The organism is Joostella sp. (assembly GCF_048266025.1).
In the GTDB taxonomy this organism is placed as follows: Bacteria; Bacteroidota; Bacteroidia; order Flavobacteriales; family Flavobacteriaceae; genus Galbibacter; species Galbibacter atrarenae.
In genome coordinates this window covers 1223800-1243338 of record NZ_JBLXAF010000001.1, presented here as the reverse complement: position 1 = coordinate 1243338, position 19539 = coordinate 1223800, and the positions used below count along the sequence as shown (strand labels likewise).

17 protein-coding genes and 1 tRNA gene are annotated in these 19539 nt (G+C 32.6%); 10 read left to right on the top strand and 8 right to left on the bottom strand.

Features of this window, described 5'->3' with window-relative positions:
* The first annotated feature begins 38 nt into the window (after nucleotides 1–38).
* The 5 genes from ACN0TY_RS05185 to ACN0TY_RS05165 all read left to right on the top strand — a co-directional run bounded on the left by ACN0TY_RS05185 (nucleotide 39) and on the right by ACN0TY_RS05165 (nucleotide 3375).
* Nucleotides 39–1016: a M23 family metallopeptidase gene (locus tag ACN0TY_RS05185; protein ID WP_236957961.1), complete on the top strand. Its 978-nt coding sequence runs from the start codon at nucleotides 39–41 to the stop codon at nucleotides 1014–1016.
* Entirely contained in the window at nucleotides 1016–1345 is a 330-nt protein-coding gene (locus tag ACN0TY_RS05180; RefSeq protein WP_236957960.1) for a MerR family transcriptional regulator, read from the top strand. The genes ACN0TY_RS05185 and ACN0TY_RS05180 overlap by 1 nt, the downstream gene beginning before the upstream one ends.
* A gap of 109 nt (nucleotides 1346–1454) precedes the next feature.
* The gene (locus tag ACN0TY_RS05175) at nucleotides 1455–2057 is read left to right on the top strand and encodes a LemA family protein (protein WP_236957959.1); all 603 of its coding nucleotides are present in this window, start codon (nucleotides 1455–1457) and stop codon (nucleotides 2055–2057) included.
* 64 nt (nucleotides 2058–2121) lie between these two features.
* Complete coding sequence (locus ACN0TY_RS05170; protein ID WP_417443633.1) at nucleotides 2122–2565, top strand: TPM domain-containing protein; 444 nt, start codon at nucleotides 2122–2124, stop codon at nucleotides 2563–2565.
* A 6-nt stretch (nucleotides 2566–2571) separates the two neighbouring features.
* Nucleotides 2572–3375 carry a TPM domain-containing protein gene (locus tag ACN0TY_RS05165; RefSeq protein WP_417443632.1) on the top strand — a complete coding sequence of 268 codons (804 nt, stop codon included), beginning with the start codon at nucleotides 2572–2574 and terminating at the stop codon, nucleotides 3373–3375.
* Between the two features lie 78 nt (nucleotides 3376–3453).
* On the opposite strand, the gene ACN0TY_RS05160 is transcribed toward ACN0TY_RS05165, so the two are convergent.
* The 5 genes from ACN0TY_RS05160 to ACN0TY_RS05140 all read right to left on the bottom strand — a co-directional run bounded on the left by ACN0TY_RS05160 (nucleotide 3454) and on the right by ACN0TY_RS05140 (nucleotide 11807).
* Nucleotides 3454–6222 carry an outer membrane beta-barrel protein gene (locus tag ACN0TY_RS05160; RefSeq protein ID WP_417443631.1) on the bottom strand — a complete coding sequence of 923 codons (2769 nt, stop codon included), beginning with the start codon at nucleotides 6220–6222 and terminating at the stop codon, nucleotides 3454–3456.
* A gap of 234 nt (nucleotides 6223–6456) precedes the next feature.
* Nucleotides 6457–7764, bottom strand: a complete 1308-nt coding sequence (der, locus tag ACN0TY_RS05155) for a ribosome biogenesis GTPase Der (RefSeq protein WP_236957955.1) — start codon at nucleotides 7762–7764, stop codon at nucleotides 6457–6459.
* Nucleotides 7765–7938: 174 nt separating this feature from the next.
* Nucleotides 7939–9459 (bottom strand): choice-of-anchor I family protein, encoded by a 1521-nt coding sequence (locus tag ACN0TY_RS05150; protein ID WP_417443630.1) that lies wholly within the window; start codon nucleotides 9457–9459, stop codon nucleotides 7939–7941.
* A 106-nt stretch (nucleotides 9460–9565) separates the two neighbouring features.
* On the bottom strand, nucleotides 9566–10453 hold the full coding sequence (era, locus tag ACN0TY_RS05145; protein WP_417443629.1) for a GTPase Era: 888 nt from the start codon (nucleotides 10451–10453) through the stop codon (nucleotides 9566–9568).
* On the bottom strand, nucleotides 10440–11807 hold the full coding sequence (locus tag ACN0TY_RS05140; protein WP_236957952.1) for an alanine/glycine:cation symporter family protein: 1368 nt from the start codon (nucleotides 11805–11807) through the stop codon (nucleotides 10440–10442). The genes era and ACN0TY_RS05140 overlap by 14 nt, the downstream gene beginning before the upstream one ends.
* 126 nt (nucleotides 11808–11933) lie before the next feature.
* Here ACN0TY_RS05140 and ACN0TY_RS05135 point away from each other — a divergent pair.
* The 3 genes from ACN0TY_RS05135 to ACN0TY_RS05125 all read left to right on the top strand — a co-directional run bounded on the left by ACN0TY_RS05135 (nucleotide 11934) and on the right by ACN0TY_RS05125 (nucleotide 13664).
* Nucleotides 11934–12006 (top strand) — tRNA-Met (locus ACN0TY_RS05135).
* A gap of 415 nt (nucleotides 12007–12421) precedes the next feature.
* Nucleotides 12422–12904 carry a hypothetical protein gene (locus tag ACN0TY_RS05130; RefSeq protein ID WP_417443628.1) on the top strand — a complete coding sequence of 161 codons (483 nt, stop codon included), beginning with the start codon at nucleotides 12422–12424 and terminating at the stop codon, nucleotides 12902–12904.
* A 166-nt stretch (nucleotides 12905–13070) separates the two neighbouring features.
* Nucleotides 13071–13664 (top strand): hypothetical protein, encoded by a 594-nt coding sequence (locus ACN0TY_RS05125; protein WP_417443627.1) that lies wholly within the window; start codon nucleotides 13071–13073, stop codon nucleotides 13662–13664.
* A gap of 98 nt (nucleotides 13665–13762) precedes the next feature.
* Here the strand turns inward: ACN0TY_RS05125 and ACN0TY_RS05120 are convergent, their stop codons facing one another.
* From ACN0TY_RS05120 to ACN0TY_RS05110, 3 genes are all read right to left on the bottom strand, one after another.
* Nucleotides 13763–14932: a BT4734/BF3469 family protein gene (locus tag ACN0TY_RS05120; protein WP_417443626.1), complete on the bottom strand. Its 1170-nt coding sequence runs from the start codon at nucleotides 14930–14932 to the stop codon at nucleotides 13763–13765.
* Nucleotides 14933–14963: 31 nt separating this feature from the next.
* Nucleotides 14964–15251, bottom strand: coding sequence for a helix-turn-helix domain-containing protein (locus ACN0TY_RS05115; protein WP_417443625.1), 288 nt, complete (start codon nucleotides 15249–15251; stop codon nucleotides 14964–14966).
* A gap of 142 nt (nucleotides 15252–15393) precedes the next feature.
* Nucleotides 15394–16332 carry a hypothetical protein gene (locus ACN0TY_RS05110; RefSeq protein ID WP_417443624.1) on the bottom strand — a complete coding sequence of 313 codons (939 nt, stop codon included), beginning with the start codon at nucleotides 16330–16332 and terminating at the stop codon, nucleotides 15394–15396.
* 134 nt (nucleotides 16333–16466) lie between these two features.
* Here ACN0TY_RS05110 and ACN0TY_RS05105 point away from each other — a divergent pair, with 134 nt between their 5' ends.
* Both ACN0TY_RS05105 and ACN0TY_RS05100 read left to right on the top strand, forming a co-directional pair.
* A complete protein-coding gene (locus ACN0TY_RS05105) occupies nucleotides 16467–18215 on the top strand; it encodes a type I restriction-modification system subunit M (protein ID WP_417443623.1) in 1749 nt (582 codons plus the stop codon).
* Entirely contained in the window at nucleotides 18215–19537 is a 1323-nt protein-coding gene (locus tag ACN0TY_RS05100; protein ID WP_417443622.1) for a restriction endonuclease subunit S, read from the top strand. The genes ACN0TY_RS05105 and ACN0TY_RS05100 overlap by 1 nt, the downstream gene beginning before the upstream one ends.
* Nucleotides 19538–19539: the final 2 nt, after the last annotated feature.

The following is a 19539-nucleotide window of genomic DNA, read 5'->3' as shown; positions in this document are numbered from 1 at the left end:
ACGTCCATATACATGGCAAAAATAGAATTTTTAAACTAATGACGAAGGTAAAATATTATTACGATTCTGAAACTTTATCTTATAGAAGGATTGAACCTAAAAAAGGTAAAAAGGTTGTTAATATTAGTTTATTTGTATTTGCTGCCTTTCTTTTTGGCGGTATTTGCTTGCTTATTTTATTAAATACAAATTTAGTAAACACTCCAAAAGAACTTTCTCAAGCTCGAGAATTAAAAAATTATGAATTTCAATTTGAGATTCTAAACAATAAAATGAACCAAATAGAAGAGGTTCTTGCAAATATAGAAGATCGAGATAACAACATTTACAGACTCTATTTTGAGGCTAGTCCTATTCCGTCAGAACAGAGAACTGCGGGTTTTGGTGGTGTAAATAGATATACTAAATTAGAAGGTTTTAATAATTCTGATTTGATTATTGACGCCACAAAAAAATTAGAAAAGCTTCAGAAAAGATTAGTTATACAATCTAAATCGCTAGATGAAATTACAGAACTTGCAAAAGAGAAAGAAAAACTTCTTGCAGCAATTCCAGCAATACAACCTGTAAGTAATGAAGATTTAACTCGCATGGCTTCTGGTTATGGTTGGCGTTCTGATCCGTTTACAAAAGCAAGAAAAATGCATTACGGAATGGATTTTACCGCCCCTCGCGGTACTCCCGTTTATGCAACTGGAGATGGAATTGTTACCAGAGCAGACAATCGCTCTTCAGGTTATGGTGAGCACATAAGAATAGATCACGACTTTGGATATATGAGTCTTTATGCACACCTTAGTAAATATAAGGTGAGACCTGGACAGAAAGTAAAACGCGGTGACCTTATTGGTCTTGTTGGAAGCACAGGTAGATCTCAAGCTCCACACTGCCATTACGAAGTATGGAAAGATGGCAACAGAATAAATCCATTAAATTTCTATTACGGAAGTTTATCTGCTGAAGAATACGAAGCTTTACTTCATGCAGCATCACAAGAAAACCAATCGCTTGACTAATGCATATAAATCTTCCAGATAAATTATATTATAGTATTGGCGAAGTCGCTAAAGCTTTTGACGTCAACGCATCCCTCATTAGATTTTGGGACAAGGAATTTGACATCCTTAAACCAAAAAAAAATGCGAAGGGAAATAGAAAATTTACACAAGAAGATTTAAAGAATTTAAGTCTTATTTATCACCTTGTAAAAGAACGCGGATTTACATTAGAAGGAGCCAAGCTTCACCTAAAAGAGCAAAAGCAAAAAGCCCTTTCTAATTATGATATTATTCGTAAATTAGAAGGAGTTAAAGCTGAACTTATTAAAATTAAAGATCAGTTATAATTTATTTCATTATTTCAATTAAAATGATGAATTTTGAATCCTTTATTCTAATAGAATAAATTCCCCGACTACAACATAAAAATTAACAACTCAATAAATTATTTTAAAAATGAAAAAGTGGATCATTGGTTTAATTGTATTAGCCGTTCTAGGTTTCGGAATCTATAATTGGGCTGTTGGCTTTAATAACAAAGCCATCAATTTAAATGAAAATGTTTCTGAAGCATGGGGTAATGTACAAACTGCTTATCAACGTAGAAATGACCTAATCGGAAATTTAGTAAATACGGTAAAAGGTGCTGCAGATTTCGAGAGAAATACGCTAACCGATGTTATTGAAGCTAGAGCAAAAGCTACTTCTGTAAATATTAATCCTGAAAATATCACTCCAGAGCAGCTGTCACAATTCAATCAAGTTCAAGGTGGATTAAGCGGTGCTTTAAGTAAACTTTTAGTGAGTGTGGAGCGTTATCCTGAATTAAAAGCTAATCAGAACTTTTTGAAATTACAAGATGAACTTACCAGCACTGAAAATAGTATCCAGACTGCTAGAGTTCGTTTCAATGAAGCTATTAAGCCTTACAATAACCACGTAAAAACATTCCCTAATTCTATATTAGCAGGTTGGTTTGGTTTTGAAGGAAAACCTTATTTCGATGCTGAAGCAGGAGCTGAAAATCCTGTTGATGTTGAATTCGATTTTGACAAATAAAATAATTAGGTGCTGTTTAATTACAGCACCTTTTTTTCTAATAATCCTTTAAGTTACTCATCTCATGAAATCATCTAAAGTAGAGGCTTTTCTTTCTCCTGAAGAGGAAAAAGAAATTGTAAATGCCATCCGTAAAGCTGAAAAAGAAACTTCAGGAGAAATTCGTGTTCATATTGAAGCGTCTAGCAAAAAAGATCCTTTAAAAAGAGCGAATGAAGTTTTTCACATGTTAAAAATGGACAATACTAAAGATGAAAATGGAGTTTTATTTTATGTCGCAACAGACGATAAAACTTTTGCCATTTATGGGGATAAAGGAATTGATAGAGCTGTTCCTGAAGGTTTTTGGAACAGCACAAAAGATATTATACAAGCTCACTTTAGAAACAACCGTTTTAAAGAAGGACTTGTTGAAGGAATATTAAAGGCAGGTGTAGAATTACAAAAACACTTCCCTTGGCAACACGATGATGTAAACGAACTTTCTGATCAAATCTCCAAAAGCTAAATCTTAATGCAAAAACAAAAATTAGCATTCCTACTATTTTTCTTCGGATGTATATTGTTACAATCTGTACATGCACAGTTTGATATTCCTGCGAAGCCAGCAGTACAAACTAGTGTATATGATTATGCTAAAGTACTTTCTACCTCAGAGAAAGCTGCTTTAGAGCAGAAACTCATTAATTATGCAGACACAACAAGCACTCAAATTGTAATAGCTACCGTTCCTACTATTAATGGTGAATACATTGGTACACTTACCCCTAAATGGGCTCATGAGTGGAAAATAGGACAAAGCAAAGAAGATAATGGGGTTTTTATCTTATTAGCAGAACAAGAGCGCAAGATTTGGATTTCTCCAGGTTATGGACTCGAACAGAAGTTAACAGCTGGTATTAATGGAGAAATTATAAGAAATGTTATTCTTCCAGAATTTAAAAAAGGAGATTACTACAGTGGCCTAGACAAAGGAACTGACAAACTCATAGATCTCTTTAACGGCACATATACAGGAACACCGCAACAAAGAAAAAGCAATTCTTCTGGTGGTGGCGGTGGCTTTATTTTCTTGTTCATCATCTTCATTGTAATTATGATTATTCTATCAAAAAACAATCGTGGCGGAGGTCGTAATGGCGGACGTAGAGGCGGTGGCTTTGATCTTATGGATATGATAATACTAAGTAACCTTGGCCGCGGTGGCGGAAGCTTTGGAGGCGGTAGTTCCTCTGGAGGTGGCTTCGGCGGCGGTGGTTTTGGAGGTGGCTTCGGCGGAGGCGGCTTTAGTGGTGGCGGTGCTGGCGGAAGCTGGTAAAACTACCTTAACTCAAAAAAAATAAATCCCGAAGATTCATTGAGTCTTCGGGATTTATTTTTTGTTAGAATTCACACTCTACATTCTAATATGTCTTCCTCCTCGTCCACCACCTGGCCCTGGCTTACCTCCAAACTGATCAAACTTAAAGCTCAGACTAGCCATAAAGTATTGTGTAAGTACAGTACTCTGGTAATCTTGAATATAATCTGCTCCCGTTGTACGCCTAACATTATTATTCTGATTCAGTAAATCGTAAGCTAACACCTTGAATGTTGCTTTCTTTTTAAAGAATTGATACCCTAAACTCATGTTCCAAAACAATGCATCTTTATCAAACTCATCTGAAACATTCCCATTGTAATTATAGTTTATATCATTACCCCATACTACATTTTCTGGCCAATATGTTGTAGTTCTAAAGGTAGCTGTATGAGATATAAACTCAACATCATCTAACCTATCGATATTATACTTAGTATTGTTATATGAAATATCATACCCTGGCTCAATTTCTATCAGTTCCAAATAATTAAAAGTTGTACTTATTCTTGGAGTAATACTAAACTGTTTAGAAGTTAATTCTTGCCCGTTACTAAAGCTTACATCTTTACTATAACTCATGTTTGGGCGAAAATTAAGCTTTATAGTATACGTAGTATCCTTCTTAATTTGCTTAGAATATCCAAAACCTAGGTATGTATTATAATTTCCATTAACATTTGTATAGGTAGTAGTACGTAAAAGATTTTCATCCGTTGTAGTAACACTTACTACTTTATCATCTTGAATTTCTCCTCCAGCATATAAAAACACTCCTGTACGCTCTCTCCAATTAAAATTATTGAAATTCAGTGACAAACGATGTGTTTTAGAAACATCAAGATCTGGATTACCTTGTCTTATATTTAATGGATTACTGATATTTATTACAGGCTGGAGCTGCCCAACTGAAGGCACGTCAATATTTGTTCGATAATTTACTCGGAAACGCGAATTTTGACTGAACCTATATGATGATGAAGCACTAAGTAATAAGTTCTCGTAACTCCTTTCAAAAGTCCCCTCATGTAAATAATCTTGATTATCAATATCTGTTAGTGCATAATCTGCCCCTACTCTCCAACGCCATTTCTCACCATCTCTACGTATTCCAAAAGACGGTCTTTGTTGAGTATTACTGAATTCAAAATTAGTACTAAGGTCATCGTTAAAGTCGTCGTACGCTAACGTATTTTCATTAAAGTCTAAAACATCGTTCTCATTACGTTGTTTTTTATCTTCATAATCATAGCCAAAATCTAAAAAAAACTGATTCCCAAGCGGCTGTCTATAAGAAACTCCAACTTGATAACTATCAGTTCTATTATCCGTTTCAGTAAATTGATTTACTGATTCTAAAGTTGGATCATCTCCAAAAACCTCTCTCGTAGATTGAAAATTAGATTCATTTTCATTTTTAGAGTTATTATTAGAAAAAGTAACTCTTACAAACTTACCTACTGTATCTAGCTTCTTGATAATGTTTAAACTATTAGAAAAACTTCTTTGTAACCCATCATCTAAGGTTTGTGTTTCATTACTATTTGACAATTCTCCATCTACATCTGTAGAGTTTGTCATACTCGTATCCATAGAGTTTGTTCTTGTCACATTCAAAGATGGGTCTAAGGAAATACGTAATGTTTCGTCAATGTCAAATTCTAGATTTGCTGAACCGCTATTTGAATTTGTAGAACCGTCAAAACGAGATTCACTATTGGTAAAGAAGCTACCTTCTGGCAATAAGTTTTCTCTAGACGTTTTTTGATCGTTATAAGAATCGCTATACGCAAAAAAATAGTTTGCACTCAATTCATAAGCATCTTTTTCAGCATTTGCATAACTGGCTCCAACTGTAGAAGATGTTGTAATCCCCCTTCCGTAGCTATTTATCAAACCATTATCTGTAAGTGTAGAATACCCTCCTCGAGTATTCCCAACCATATCGTAAACATCATCAAAAGAAAAACCAGCGTTATTAATGTTATTAGAACTCGCTATAAAGCTAATTCGCTCTTTATTTTTAAAATAATTAAGCAAACCATTTACTTGATAACGTTCATCGGTACCGTACCCCAATGAAGCACGCCCCATGTATCCTTTATTTTTATCCTTTTTGATAGTTATATTGATGGTTTTATTTTCACCATCACCTTCATCTCCAGTAAATTCTTGTGTTTTGGATTTGGTATCAGAAATCTGAATCTTATCTATAATCTCTTTTGGTAAACTTTTAGTAGCCACTTTAGGATCATCACTAAAGAAAACTTGTCCATTTACCAATACTTTATTCACTTCTTTTCCATTAACAGTGATATTTCCATCGGTATCAACCTCAACTCCAGGAAGCTTTTTTAGCACATCTTCTACATTGGCATCTGGTCGTGTTTTAAAAGAGTCAGCATTAAATTCTAAGGTATCCTTTTTTATAGTAATTGGAATACGCTCTCCAACAACGCTAACACCTTCTAATTGTTCTGCTTGTAAAGCCAATGCTATCTCCCCTAAAGCAATTATTTTCTTATCGAGTGTAATTGTTTTTTTAACGGGAGAATAACCATTGTAGATTATATATAAATTGAGTTTTTTTTGAGCAGAATTTAGATCTAAAATAAAACTTCCTGTTTGATCAGAAATTGTATAAGAGACCATCGTACTATCCTTAATAGTTTCTGCATAAATAGTAGAAGCCTCTAAAGGCTCTTTTGTAGTTTCATCAATTACTTTTCCGGTAACTTCATATTCTTGTGAATATGAGTAAAAGGTGGTGACTAGGAAAAATAACAATGCTAACTGCTTTTTCATTTGGTTGTCTTTTAAGTTTATCATGCTTCTAAGACTTTCATTTCTAAATAAGGTTTAACGGCTAGGGGAATTTTTACTGAATTACAGAAAATAAAAGCCTCTAATGCAGAAAAGCAAAAGAGGTCTGTTTGAAAATTTATCATCATTTTGTTTTTGGTATAGTTTCTCCGAAAATAGAACAAAACCATTACCAATAAACGTATTATTTACTTTTTAATAATACTTTAACTTTTATTATTTCTTTCTAAAATAAACTTGCACTGGAACTCCGTGGAAATCGAAATTCTCTCTTAATTTATTTTCAATAAACCTACGGTATGGTTCTTTCACATACTGCGGTAAATTAGCAAAAAAAGCAAATTGAGGTGTAGGTGTTGGTAACTGCGTACAGAATTTCACCTTAACATACTTCCCTTTATGAGAAGGAGGTGGTATGTTCTCAATAATTGGCAACATCACTTCGTTAAGCTTAGAAGTGCTAATACGCTTTGTTTTATTGTTATAAACTTCAACAGCAGTCTCTATCGCCTTAAATATACGTTGCTTTGATAATGCTGAGATAAAGATAATAGGGACATCGGTAAAAGGCGCAATCTGCTCTCTAATGTATGCTTCAAATTTCTTTACAGTATGGGTATCTTTTTCAACCAAGTCCCATTTATTCACTAGAATAACGATTCCTTTTCTATTTCTTTCAGCAAGCCAAAAAATATTAAGATCTTGCCCTTCAAACCCACGGGTTGCATCTAATACTAACAAACAAACATCACTATGCTCAATCGCACGAACAGAACGCATTACCGTATAAAACTCTAAATCTTCTTTTACTTTAGCTTTTCTACGGATTCCTGCCGTATCCATTAAGTTGAAATCGAATCCGAAACGGTTGTATTTAGTATCAACACTATCTCTTGTAGTTCCTGCAATATCGGTTACGATATAACGATCTTCTCCTAAAAGTGCATTTATAAAAGATGATTTACCTGCATTAGGACGTCCTACAACAGCAAATCTTGGTAATTCTTCTTGCGCTTCTTCCTTTACATCTTCTGGTAAACTTGCAGCTACAGCATCTAATAAATCTCCTGTACCACTACCATTTATACTTGAAATTGTATAATACTCTCCTAAACCTAAAGAATAAAACTCTACAGCGTCTGCTTCTCTAAGAGCACTGTCTACTTTATTTACAGCAATAAAAGTAGGTTTGTTTGCTTGACGTAATAATTGAGCTACCTCCTCATCCATTCCTGTAACACCAGAAACAACATCTACAACAAATATTATTACATCTGCTTCATCAATAGCAAGTTCCACTTGCTTATCAATCTCTTTTTCAAAAATATCATCACTTCCTACAACATAACCTCCTGTGTCAATAATAGAAAACTCACGACCATTCCAATCTGATTTTCCATAATGACGATCACGGGTTACTCCACTAATTTCATCAACAATAGCGTCTCTTCTTTTAATCATACGATTAAAAAGAGTTGATTTCCCGACATTCGGTCTTCCTACAATGGCTACAATAGCACTCATACTAAAAATTTTATGGCGCAAAGGTAATTCTATTTTTTCAGTTTTTAATGATTGCTTTTCGGTAATTAAAAAGTTGCACCATAAATCTTTAACATAAAATAATTCATATAAAAAAGAAAAGGCTGACTATAAAATAGACAACCTCTTCTGCGGAATTAAAATTAATCTTATATATTATTCGTTTTCATAAATACTTATCGTTCCACTCCCTTCGTTTGTAACTACTAAAAGTTCTTTTTCTGAAGGACTATCATCAGCAGAAATAGCAAGGACTCCTTCTGGAGCCATATCTCCAGACTGTTCTAAAAACTGTATAAACTCTGGAGCTGACGGATTACTTATATCATATACCATAATCTGACTATTACGCTCTAAGCCAACAAAAAGGATTGTTCTTTCTCCTATTAACACGGTTTCTACAGCTTCTGGTTCTGCACCTTTATCATCACTTCTACCATCAACTTCTCCTTCATCTGCATTAAAACTTCCTGGAGTATATGCTAAAACTTTTTCGGAAATATCACTTCCGCTATCGTAGACTAATACACCGTCTCCCGACCAAATTGAAAAAGAACGCGCTCCATATGAATAAAGTTCGTCGTAATCTCCATCATTATCTGTATCACCTAATGTAGTCGTTATTTTTAATCTTCCTAAATTTTCATCTTCCTGAAGTGACGCTGCATCTGGAAAAGCAATCGGATCTAACTCAAGATCTTTTACTCTTTCCTCTTCAGAGAAACCATCATAATCTCTTGAATCCCCTTCATTGGCAGTTATGATATAATCTACGCCATCAACTTTAGCATATTTAATTGCATCGGGCATAAAAACACCATAAACAGGCCAATTTTTAAGCACTGTCTCATCGTCTTTATTGCTAGCATCTAACATATTCTGAGCCAACATATGATCCTTAAATCCTAATGGATAAATAGCTTCGATTTTCTTAGTTTCTAGATTTACCTTTGCTATACCATTATTCTCTTGTAATGTAATCCATGCTGTTTTAGAATCCTCAGAAATTGCTACATATTCTGGTTCTATATCTTGAGCTAAAGTAGCTCCTGGTCCAAAAACTCTAAAGCCACCATCCTTGAGTGTTGACTCTTGAGCTGAGAAATCATCAAAAGTTAGGGTCATTACATTTCCAGAAGTAACCTCAATAATACTAACACTTCCTTTTGGGTCTGTTAAATAATCGGAGCTAGGCTCTCCCTCATCAGCAGTAACAAGATATTTTCCATCTGGAGAGAATAAAACCATATCTGGCAACGCCCCTACAGTGAAATTATTTACTAAAGTCTCATTTTCTGTATTATAAACTAAAACATGTCCGTTTTGCTGCTTATTAGAAGCCTCTACAGCAACTGCCAGTAATTTATTGTTTACTGAAACACTATTAGGAGTTCCATTAGCGCTTACATCGATTGCTGTACTTTGAATAGGCGCAGATGGATCTGATAAATCAAATACCATTACCTGATTTGCATCTGGATTTATAGTAAATAGCTTTTTAGTTACTGGGTCAAAAGCAGAAATTTCTGTAGCGCCACCAGGATTTAATGTTGATATATGCTGAAAATTTACATTTACAGCTTCAGGAACTTCTGTAGTTGCACTGTCATCATCATTAGTGCAAGAAGCAAACGCAATAGCCATTATGGCAATAGCGGGAATGTGTTTAAGTTTCATTTGATAGAGTTATTAATTCCCCCAAAGAAACTGAAGCACCTTTAAGTTAGTGTTAGTTGAATAGTAAGTTTGAGTTATCTAACTACTAAATAGCGTAAATAAATTGTTACTTCTGATTATAACCAAAACGCTTAAGCTGGTTTTGATTAGAACGCCAATTTTTATTAACCTTTACATATATTTCTATATGCACATGTTTTCCGAAGAATTTTTCTAAATCTTTTCTCGCTTGAATTCCTACGCGTTTTAGAGCAGCCCCTTTATGGCCTATTATAATTCCTTTTTGAGTTTCTCGTTCTACCATAATAACAGAACGAATTCTGATAATATCTTCATCTTCAAAAAACTCTTCTGTTTCTACTTCAACAGCATAAGGAATTTCTTTTTTGTAGTTGATAAGGATTTTCTCTCTAATGGTTTCATTCACAAAAAATCGTTCAGGTTTATCTGTAATCTGGTCTTTTGGATAGAAAGGAGGCGATACTGGCAACAATTCTAAAATACGGTTGAAAATAGTATCTATATTGAAATTGGTTAAAGCGGAAATAGGATAAATCTCAGCATTAGGAACTTTTTCACTCCACCATTGTACTTGCTCCTCCAAAACTTCTTGTGAAGAGATATCTATTTTATTCAGCAATAATAAAACTGGTAATTTCGAAGATGTTATCTTATTAAAAAAAGCTTCATCTTTTAACTCTCGTTCTCCTATTTCTACCATATATATAAGGACATCTGCATCTTCGAAAGCAGATTTCACAAAATCCATCATAGATTCTTGCAACTCATATGCTGGCTTTATAATCCCTGGAGTATCAGACAATACTACCTGAAAATCATCACCATTTACAATCCCAAAAATACGGTGTCTTGTAGTTTGTGCTTTAGATGTTATAATGGATAGCTTTTCACCAATAAAAGCATTCATTAATGTAGATTTCCCAACATTAGGATTTCCTATGATATTTACAAAACCGGCTTTATGCTTCTCCATCTTTTATCTTTTTTAAATACACCTTCATAGAACTATTAACTTTTGGAGCTAAATAGATAACTGCTATCATGTTAGGAATACACATTAAAGCATATGCCAAATCTATAAGATTGATAACAACTCCCACAGAAGTAATTGCTGCAAAGGTAATGGTAGCTACGTAATAAATATTAAAAAACTTGCCAATTTTAACATTGGTAAGAAATGTGAGGCATTTTGTTCCGTAATAAGAGTATGTAAATAACGTAGACATAGCGAAAGCAGAAACTATAAACATTAATAAAATATCCCCATATCCAAACAGCGACTTTTCAAAAGCCAATAAGGTCATCGCAATACCGTTGCTTTCTACATCTAAATACGCACCACTTATAATTATAGTAAGAGCTGTAAGTGTACAAACAATAATTGTATCTATAAAAGGACCTAACATCGCTACAAGTCCTTCTTGAACAGGTTCGTTTGTTTTAGACTCTCCATGATACATAGGCGCACTTCCTAAACCAGACTCATTAGAAAAGACAGCTCTTCGAACTCCTAATATTACCAAGCCCCAAAAACCACCTTTTACAGCTGTTTCTATATTAAAAGCTTCTTGAAATATTAATTTAAAAGAAGGAATAATATCACTTACATTGGTAAACATAATGACTAAAACCGCTATAAAATAAAGTGCTACCATAAATGGAACGATTGCAGTTGCTACCTTAGCTATTTTTTTAAGTCCCCCGAAAATCACTAATGATGTTAATGCTGAAAGAGTTAATCCGATAATTAATTTCCAATTGAAATCTCCTAATGCGGCGATATTAACATCAGGATTTACAACACTCATAAATGTTTGTGTAAACTGATTAACTGTAAAAACACCTAAAAAACCAATGAGTCCTGCTGCGGAAAAGAAAATAGCTAACGGTTTTCCACTAATTCCTAATCCTTTGGTCATATAATGCATTGGTCCAGATTCTATATTTCCTTTATCATCTATAGTTCTAAACATTACTGCCAAGCTACACGAATAGAATTTTATAACCATTCCGATAATTGCAGTAACCCACATCCAAAAAACCACCCCTGGCCCACCTTGATAAATAGCAATTGCAACTCCCGAAATATTACCGAGACCTACAGTAGCTGCTACTGCAGAAGACAAGGCCTGCACATGACTAATTTCACCTGGATCATTAGGATCATCATGTTTACCTCTTAAAATCTGGATTGCATGACGAAATAATAGATACGGTTTAAACCTAGAATAGATAAGTAAAAAGATTCCTCCTCCAATCACAAAAAAGAGCATAATCCATTCTGCAAAGGGAATTAGGGAGCTAATAGCTTCATTAATTTTGTTCATAAAAACTAAAGTAACTAAATACTTGGATTCAGGAAAGGAAAATAGATAAAAGACACTTTTTTTAAAATAATTTCATTTTATTCTTGCACAAAAGCAAAAAGGTTGTATATTTGCACTCGCAAACATCGCGGGATAGAGCAGTAGGTAGCTCGTCGGGCTCATAACCCGAAGGTCACTGGTTCGAGTCCAGTTCCCGCTACTAAAATAAAGGCTATTTGGTTGTAAATTAACTAAATAGCTTTTTTTATTCCCGAAATTTTCCCGACAAATACACATAGCTACTCTTCTTAAAGACTTAAATACAAAATTATTAGTTCTATTTTTTATCAATTCTCAGGAGGGGGAAGCAAAAAAACAAATAATCATATCACTCATAAAAGAAGGACGATACCCTTTTTTATACAAAAAATTAAAATTTAGTACATAATAACTATTATGCACAATAGTGTAAATTATTATTGTAGAACCTTTAAAAACACACAAATTATCACCTAAAGGAGCTGGGCTGTCTTTTTGATTTATAGAATTAAAATTTCCCCATATGAGGAATACCGTAATGATAACTTAATTAATTTCGAAATATTTGCTACCCATTTAATTATAAGACTCTTAAAATGAAAAACAAACTACTTTTAACATTGATATTAACTATCATTCTATCTTGTTCTTCCGACTCCGATGACTCAGAGAATTCAAACTCTAATAAAACGTCAGAATTAATTATTGGTTCATGGAGAGTGTCAAGAGAAGGGAAAATAAATACGAGTGATGAAGAAGTCAATACAAAATACTACAACCCAGAATGTTCCGAAACATGGAACATCTATAAAGACGGAACTTTTATAAAAGACCTTTATAAAATTAACGATAATGGGGAGTGTATTTTATATAATTCATATGATGATCGCAACTGGATTGAATTTGAAGATGGACAAATTTCATTCTACTATAAAAACATAGACCCATACGATTCATTTAATGACAGCAGACCAATAATAACTTTCAAAGAAAATAATACAATTATGAGGATTAAAACCCATGTTTCTTATGAGAACTCAATTAAATATAATTTCACGGAATTTAATAAACTTGATTAAGTTAAAAAAATAACATTACCACCCCTTTATTCTTTTAATAATAACCAATACACTTCAACAGGCGACAATGATGTCATTACTCAAAACTTTTTAATCCATCAGATTGGATTATAAGTAAATGATTTACAAAATAAAACCTCCCTAATAAACTCTTCAACTTCCTATTATGAAAATACTATTAACACCACTTATACTTCTAATCATTTTCTCTTGCAAAAACCAAGACACATGTGGGTTTCTTGACTATGAGAAGTCACGAAAATGTGAATTGTCATTAAATTCAAATGCTAAAAAGTATTTAAACCTTCTTTCAAAATCAAACTATATTGAGTTAAGGACAAAAGAAGTTATTCAGTTTAACGGTGAAAAAACTCGTTCAGGATATAAAACAGATATTTATTTCAATTTAAATGATGATAATCAAAATTTCTATATTGAAAAAGTTCAATTTGATTACTACTCTAATAAGCTGAGAGCAATTACAAGCTGGGAAGTACCGCTTCAAGAATTAAACTCAAACAACATTGAAGTTTCAGAATATTATAGTGAATACTATGAAAGCAATGTTGCTCAGTTGACATTCTCTGCAAACTATATGAATCCTGATGCATTTAAACTTAGACTAACGAAATATGATGAAAATGGCAATTCAGAAGTAATACAATGCGACATAAGAAGCTCTTTTGAGATTACCACTACTCCTGAAGAAGCTAATAGATTAAAAAATGCATTTAAAAACTTTCTTAATAATATAAATTAGACAGAACCCAACTAGGTAATAAAATTAAAATACATACTTAAATAATACAACCCAACCAAGAAGAACTCAGTTGGGTTGTTGTCACCAATTATAAATTATTACATTTTCCTCTTATATTCTTTATTTAATCTTTTTATATCTTTTTTGAATACATGATAATGTGTTTCAATTGTCTTAATATTCAGCGTGCTTTTTTTATCAATACTTTTTTGAGTAATCTTACCATCTTCAACAAAATTCCAATTATTTATAACTTCAGTAATTTTTTGTATTGATTTTTCCTTTCGACCTTCATTTATCGCTTTCATAGATATTTGCTTCCTCTGAAGAACTGATAAATCATAATCAGAATTATAGAAAAATCTTCTTCTTTTATTATACAAAGGCACTAATTGATTATCAGGAATACTCATAACGCTATTAATTATTTGCTTTAACTCCCCTTCTTCTAACATAGGAACACATTTATCTTTATTAGCTTTATATATCAATCTATAAAGAGATGTAGTATTAATATATACTGACAAAGCCCTAATCTGCTTGGCATAACTATATAATACATTATTCCTACTCCCTTCCAAAATTTTCCCATATGGCAAATAAGCTTCTGCATATTCAATCTTATCAGGAAAATCTTTATAAAGTTCTCCATTAAAATCTATTTGCTCAGCAATATCACATAAATTATTAAAACGTAAATTAGAGAAATTCACCCCCGTTACATTTACATCATGTTTCTTTTCTTTTTTATTATTAGTAATGTAATTGTAATGGGGGAATTCTAAAGATGAATTACTGTTCCAAATTTCTGAATTAACATTAATATAAATCTCTGGATCATACGACAATACATTAGGTTGAGTTGGCTTAGATGCATATTTATCCGTCTCAATATTTAAGGCATTTGACAGCTCCGTATATACATAGCTGAAGTTATTTGGATTAACTTCTTCTGTTTTTACAAGCACTCCTCTACCATTACCCGATAACGAAACCCATGAAGCATAAACTAGATGATGTTTATAGTCAAAATCAGTTTCTCCGTCAACATCTAGGTAGATATACCCCGTGCTATCTTTAATCAATTCTTTTTTTCTACCTGAGTGAAACTCAAAATTTAAAGCATAGCATGGCAAACAGCTCTGCTTTATTCTGTCATACTCATTTTTATCAACTCCATACATTTCTCTAGCTTTTAAAACATCCGTAATATATCCACCTCCAGTCTTTATTGTTTCGATTACTTCATTTATTTTGGTCGTTTTCATTATCCTACTTGTCTTTAGATTATTATACCAATTAATCATTATCAACCTCCTTCCCTTCTAAATAGTTAATAACATCTGATTTTCTGTACAAAGGTTTTCTACCCGATCGCAAAGCAGGAACTAAAATTCCTTTTTTACACCAATACCATAAGGTAGTTAATGATTTCACCCTACATAATTTGGCAGTTTCTTCTCTTGTCAAAAACTCTTCTTTTTCTTCCATTTTAGCAGTCTCCATTGAAGTAATTTCACACCAATCTAAATTCTTACGGAACAATTTTTCTTGAGGGCTTGTCCAACCCCAATTTACATAACTCATGTTATTTAATTTAAAATTATTCCGCAATTTACTAACAATCAACACCTTGTGAAATCAAATGGTATCAAGTGGTATTTATAATTAAATTTAATAGGGCTTGCCTTATTCTAATACTAAAATGAAGGTATCTAATGGTATCTATTTAGAAAAGCTGTATAATAGAATCTAGCTCTGAAGCTTCAGTTGTCATACTTTTATTGTTAGAAAGCTTTGTAATTCTATTACCATTACAAACAAATAACTCTTCAACGACCTTAAAATTTTTATTATTTTTAGTTTTACCTAGGTCTTGAAGATGTTTTATGAAATATCTAAGGCTATTTAATGATGTCCCCCATGAGATTTTAGCTGGGAAAGCCCTCATTGAAGAAGAAAAAATACCGCAAAAGGTCTCAAAAGGTATTTTCTCAATAAACTTTGGAACCATGAGCGCATATATTTCATTACTATTCTCTTTAAATTTATCTTCATTAATAAGACCAATTCCAGATCGAAAAACACAAGAAACCCATTTCATAAATTCTTTGTCTTCTGGAATATAATCAAATCGATTTAAGTAATTTAGACGACCTGCTCTCCACTCTAAATCTTTAACAAGCTCTTGGAGCAATTGTCTATTCTTTGATAAATAGAAATTTTTTATATCTATACTTAAACCTTTCACTTGTCGATTAGGGTTATAGTTTTTAAACATATACTGAATAGAATACATAAATTCAATAAACAATCTTACCATATCAAAATCATATTCCTGTTCTTGAAATTTTAATTGAAATAACCTTACATCGTTATGAAAGGACGAATATTTTCTGTTAAGTATGCGCTTATAATTATCACTTGAATTCTCATCTAATAAACTATTCATTTCAACTTCACTCAAAATATATGTAAATTCATCCTCTAGCAGTGTTCCTGATTTAAAGTCTTTTGGATATTGATTTTTGGCTTTTAAATAGAAATGATTATAAAATAAAAAATCAATATCTTGGCACATTACTATTTGTAACATTAAGTTTCTAAGCGTCTCTCTTTCCTTATAATAATCGTTCGATTCCAGAAAATCATTCTTTATGTAATTCATTTTATATTATTTAGTTTTCTAACCATTTGATAGCATTCAACTAAATTAAAAAAACTATAACCTATTTACACTAACTTCACTATATTTATCGCTAATTCTCTCCATTATTAAATTAAATATATCTAATTAGATTTATGACAAACATAAAAGAGTCAGCTAATTTCATTTGGTCAATTGCAGACCTTTTAAGAGGCGATTACAAACAAAGCGACTATGGAAAAGTTATTTTACCTTTAACTGTTTTAAGGCGCTTAGATTGTGTACTAGAAAGCACTAAAGCAGATGTGCTTAAAAAGCATGAACAAGTTAAGACCATGAACATCCAAAATCTTGACCCTATCCTTAACAAAATTGCTGGGTACAACTTTCATAACAAAAGCCTATTCGACTTTAATAAATTGATAGCAGACCCAAATAATATTGCCTCCAACTTAAGAAATTACATCAACGGCTTTTCAGAAGATGCTAGAGAGATCATAGAACAGTTTGAGTTTGATAACCAAATTACCAAACTTGATGATGCTAACTTGTTATTTATGATCTTAAAACGATTCCAGGAAGTGGATTTACATCCTGAACAAATTTCTAGCATGGAAATGGGTTATATGTTTGAAGAACTCATCAGGAAATTTGCTGAAATATCAAACGAAACAGCAGGGGAACACTTTACACCTAGAGAAGTAATTCGCTTAATGGTCAATTTATTATTTATGAACGATCGAGAGATCCTCACCCAAAAAGGTATTGTAAAAACCATATTTGATTGTTGTGCGGGTACGGGAGGCATGCTTTCGGTAGCAGAAGAATATTTAGCTGAACTAAATCCAAATGCACGTTTGGAGGTATTTGGTCAAGAATTAAACCCAGAATCGTATGCTATTTGCAAATCCGACATGCTAATTAAGGGGCAAAACCCTTCAAACGTAGCAAAAGGAAATAGTTTAAAACGTAAGGATGACACTAAACTAAAAGGCGACCAATTTGTTAATCATAAATTCGATTACTTAATTACAAACCCTCCTTTTGGAGTGAAATGGAAGAAAGTTGAAAAAGAAGTAAAAGACGAACATAACGAGCTTGGTCATGGTGGACGTTATGGAGCAGGATTACCTTCTGTTAGTGATGGTTCTTTCCTGTTTTTAATGAACCTAATGTCCAAAATGAAGCCTAAAGAACAAGGTGGCTCTCGTTTAGCCATTGTTTTTAATGGGTCTCCATTATTTTCTGGTTCACCTAGTAGTAAAAAGAATGAAAGTTCCATTCGTCAATGGATAATTGAAAACGACTTGTTAGAAGCCATTATAGCACTCCCTAATCAATTATTTTACAATACTGGTATAAGTACCTATATCTGGATAATTAGCAATCATAAAACTGCTGAACGTAAAGGCAAAGTACAACTGGTTAATGCAATAGATTTCTACAAGAAAATGAGCAAGTCTTTAGGCGATAAGCGTAATGAATTGAGTGATGACCATATTAAGGAAATAACAGAGCTTTATGGTAATTTTAAAGAAAGTAAATATTGCAAAATTTTTGACAATGAAGATTTTGGCTATTCTAAAGTAACTGTTGAAAGACCTCTTAAAGAAAATGGCAAAATAGTAACAGACCGTAGTGGCAACCCAAAACCAGATAGTAGTTTAAGAGACACCGAAAACATTCCCTTAAAAGAAGATATTACAAGCTATATGAAACGTGAGGTATTGCCTCATGTACCTGATGCTTGGGTCGATGAAAAGAAAACCAAAATTGGTTACGAAATCAACTTTACAAAATACTTTTATGAGTATAAGCCATTAAGGTCTTTAGAGGAGATTAGAGCTGACATTTTAGCTTTAGAAGAACAAACCGATGGTTTAATTAAAGAAGTAATTTCTTAATGAAGCATTACGAAGCATATAAAGACTCTGGTATAAGATGGATTGGTGAAATTCCAGAACATTGGAAGGTTACTAGAATGAAATTTCTTGGAAATTCCATTGGAGGTGTAACCTATTCCCCAAATGATGTTGTAGAATCAGAGGAGGAAGGTATATTGGTTTTAAGGTCTTCCAATATTCAAAAAGGTCAATTAAGTCTAAAAGATAATGTCTATATAAAAACTAACATAGTTGACAAAAAGGTTCTTTTAAAAGGTGATATTTTGATTTGTTCCAGAAATGGGAGTAAGCATTTAATTGGCAAAAATATATGTATTGATGAGAGAACGGAAGGAAGTACCTTTGGTGCTTTTATGATGATATTTAGGTCTGAAAATTGGCGTTTTTTATCACACTTTTTCAACTCTCCTATTTTCAAATCGCAGTCTGGACTTTTTTTAACATCCACCATTAATCAATTGACTTCTGGAACACTTAACAACTTTTATATTGCATTGCCAGATTCAATACAGGAGCAAACTCAAATAGCCAATTACCTTGACCAAAAAATAATTCAAATAGATGAATTAATTGCCAAAAAAGAACAACTTATTCAACTACTCGAAGAAGAGCGAATAGCCATTATAAATCAAGCAGTAACCAAAGGACTTAACTCAGATGTGCCAATGAAAGATTCTGGTATTGATTGGTTGGGTGAGATTCCAGAGCATTGGGAATCATGGAAAATCTCTCATGCATTTCAAAATATTGGTAGTGGGACTACTCCTGAATCTGGCAATCCTATTTATCATGAAAACGGTACTATCAACTGGTTAAACACAGGAGATTTAAATGATAAAATGCTAAATAGTTGTTCTAAAAAAATAACGAATAAAGCGATTGAAGATTATTCGTCATTAAAAACTTATCCAAAAGGCTCATTAGTTATCGCAATGTATGGAGCAACTATCGGTAAAACAGCATTGTTGAATTTTGAAACTACAACAAATCAAGCTTGTTGTGTATTTGGAGTAAGTGATATTATTTCTGTAAAATTTCTACAGTATTGGTTTAAAGCAAAGAAAGAACATATTATAAATTTATCGATTGGTGGAGGTCAACCAAATATTAGTCAACAAATTTTAAAAGATATTAGATTAGGATGCCCTAGTATTGAAGAGCAAGTTGAAATAGTTGATTTTTTAGATTCAAAAAATAAAGAAATTGAAGATTTAAATATAAAAATCACTAATGAAATTAATCTTTTAAAAGAATACAAAACCACATTAATTAGCGATGTAGTTACAGGTAAAATTGATGTTAGAGAAGAAGTTTTAAATTAAAC

What these genes read in the sequence shown, in the direction of transcription:
- ACN0TY_RS05165 (WP_417443632.1), top strand. Translation starts at nt 2,572, where the DNA reads ATGCAAAAACAAAAATTAGCATTCCTACTATTTTTCTTCGGATGTATA.
- ACN0TY_RS05150 (WP_417443630.1), bottom strand. Translation starts at nt 9,459, where the DNA reads ATGAAACTTAAACACATTCCCGCTATTGCCATAATGGCTATTGCGTTT.
- era (WP_417443629.1), bottom strand. Translation starts at nt 10,453, where the DNA reads ATGGAGAAGCATAAAGCCGGTTTTGTAAATATCATAGGAAATCCTAAT.
- ACN0TY_RS05175 (WP_236957959.1), top strand. Translation starts at nt 1,455, where the DNA reads ATGAAAAAGTGGATCATTGGTTTAATTGTATTAGCCGTTCTAGGTTTC.
- ACN0TY_RS05125 (WP_417443627.1), top strand. Translation starts at nt 13,071, where the DNA reads ATGAAAATACTATTAACACCACTTATACTTCTAATCATTTTCTCTTGC.
- ACN0TY_RS05100 (WP_417443622.1), top strand. Translation starts at nt 18,215, where the DNA reads ATGAAGCATTACGAAGCATATAAAGACTCTGGTATAAGATGGATTGGT.
- ACN0TY_RS05115 (WP_417443625.1), bottom strand. Translation starts at nt 15,251, where the DNA reads ATGAGTTATGTAAATTGGGGTTGGACAAGCCCTCAAGAAAAATTGTTC.
- ACN0TY_RS05130 (WP_417443628.1), top strand. Translation starts at nt 12,422, where the DNA reads ATGAAAAACAAACTACTTTTAACATTGATATTAACTATCATTCTATCT.
- ACN0TY_RS05110 (WP_417443624.1), bottom strand. Translation starts at nt 16,332, where the DNA reads ATGAATTACATAAAGAATGATTTTCTGGAATCGAACGATTATTATAAG.
- ACN0TY_RS05170 (WP_417443633.1), top strand. Translation starts at nt 2,122, where the DNA reads ATGAAATCATCTAAAGTAGAGGCTTTTCTTTCTCCTGAAGAGGAAAAA.
- ACN0TY_RS05140 (WP_236957952.1), bottom strand. Translation starts at nt 11,807, where the DNA reads ATGAACAAAATTAATGAAGCTATTAGCTCCCTAATTCCCTTTGCAGAA.
- ACN0TY_RS05120 (WP_417443626.1), bottom strand. Translation starts at nt 14,932, where the DNA reads ATGAAAACGACCAAAATAAATGAAGTAATCGAAACAATAAAGACTGGA.
- der (WP_236957955.1), bottom strand. Translation starts at nt 7,764, where the DNA reads ATGAGTGCTATTGTAGCCATTGTAGGAAGACCGAATGTCGGGAAATCA.
- ACN0TY_RS05185 (WP_236957961.1), top strand. Translation starts at nt 39, where the DNA reads ATGACGAAGGTAAAATATTATTACGATTCTGAAACTTTATCTTATAGA.
- ACN0TY_RS05105 (WP_417443623.1), top strand. Translation starts at nt 16,467, where the DNA reads ATGACAAACATAAAAGAGTCAGCTAATTTCATTTGGTCAATTGCAGAC.
- ACN0TY_RS05180 (WP_236957960.1), top strand. Translation starts at nt 1,016, where the DNA reads ATGCATATAAATCTTCCAGATAAATTATATTATAGTATTGGCGAAGTC.
- ACN0TY_RS05160 (WP_417443631.1), bottom strand. Translation starts at nt 6,222, where the DNA reads ATGAAAAAGCAGTTAGCATTGTTATTTTTCCTAGTCACCACCTTTTAC.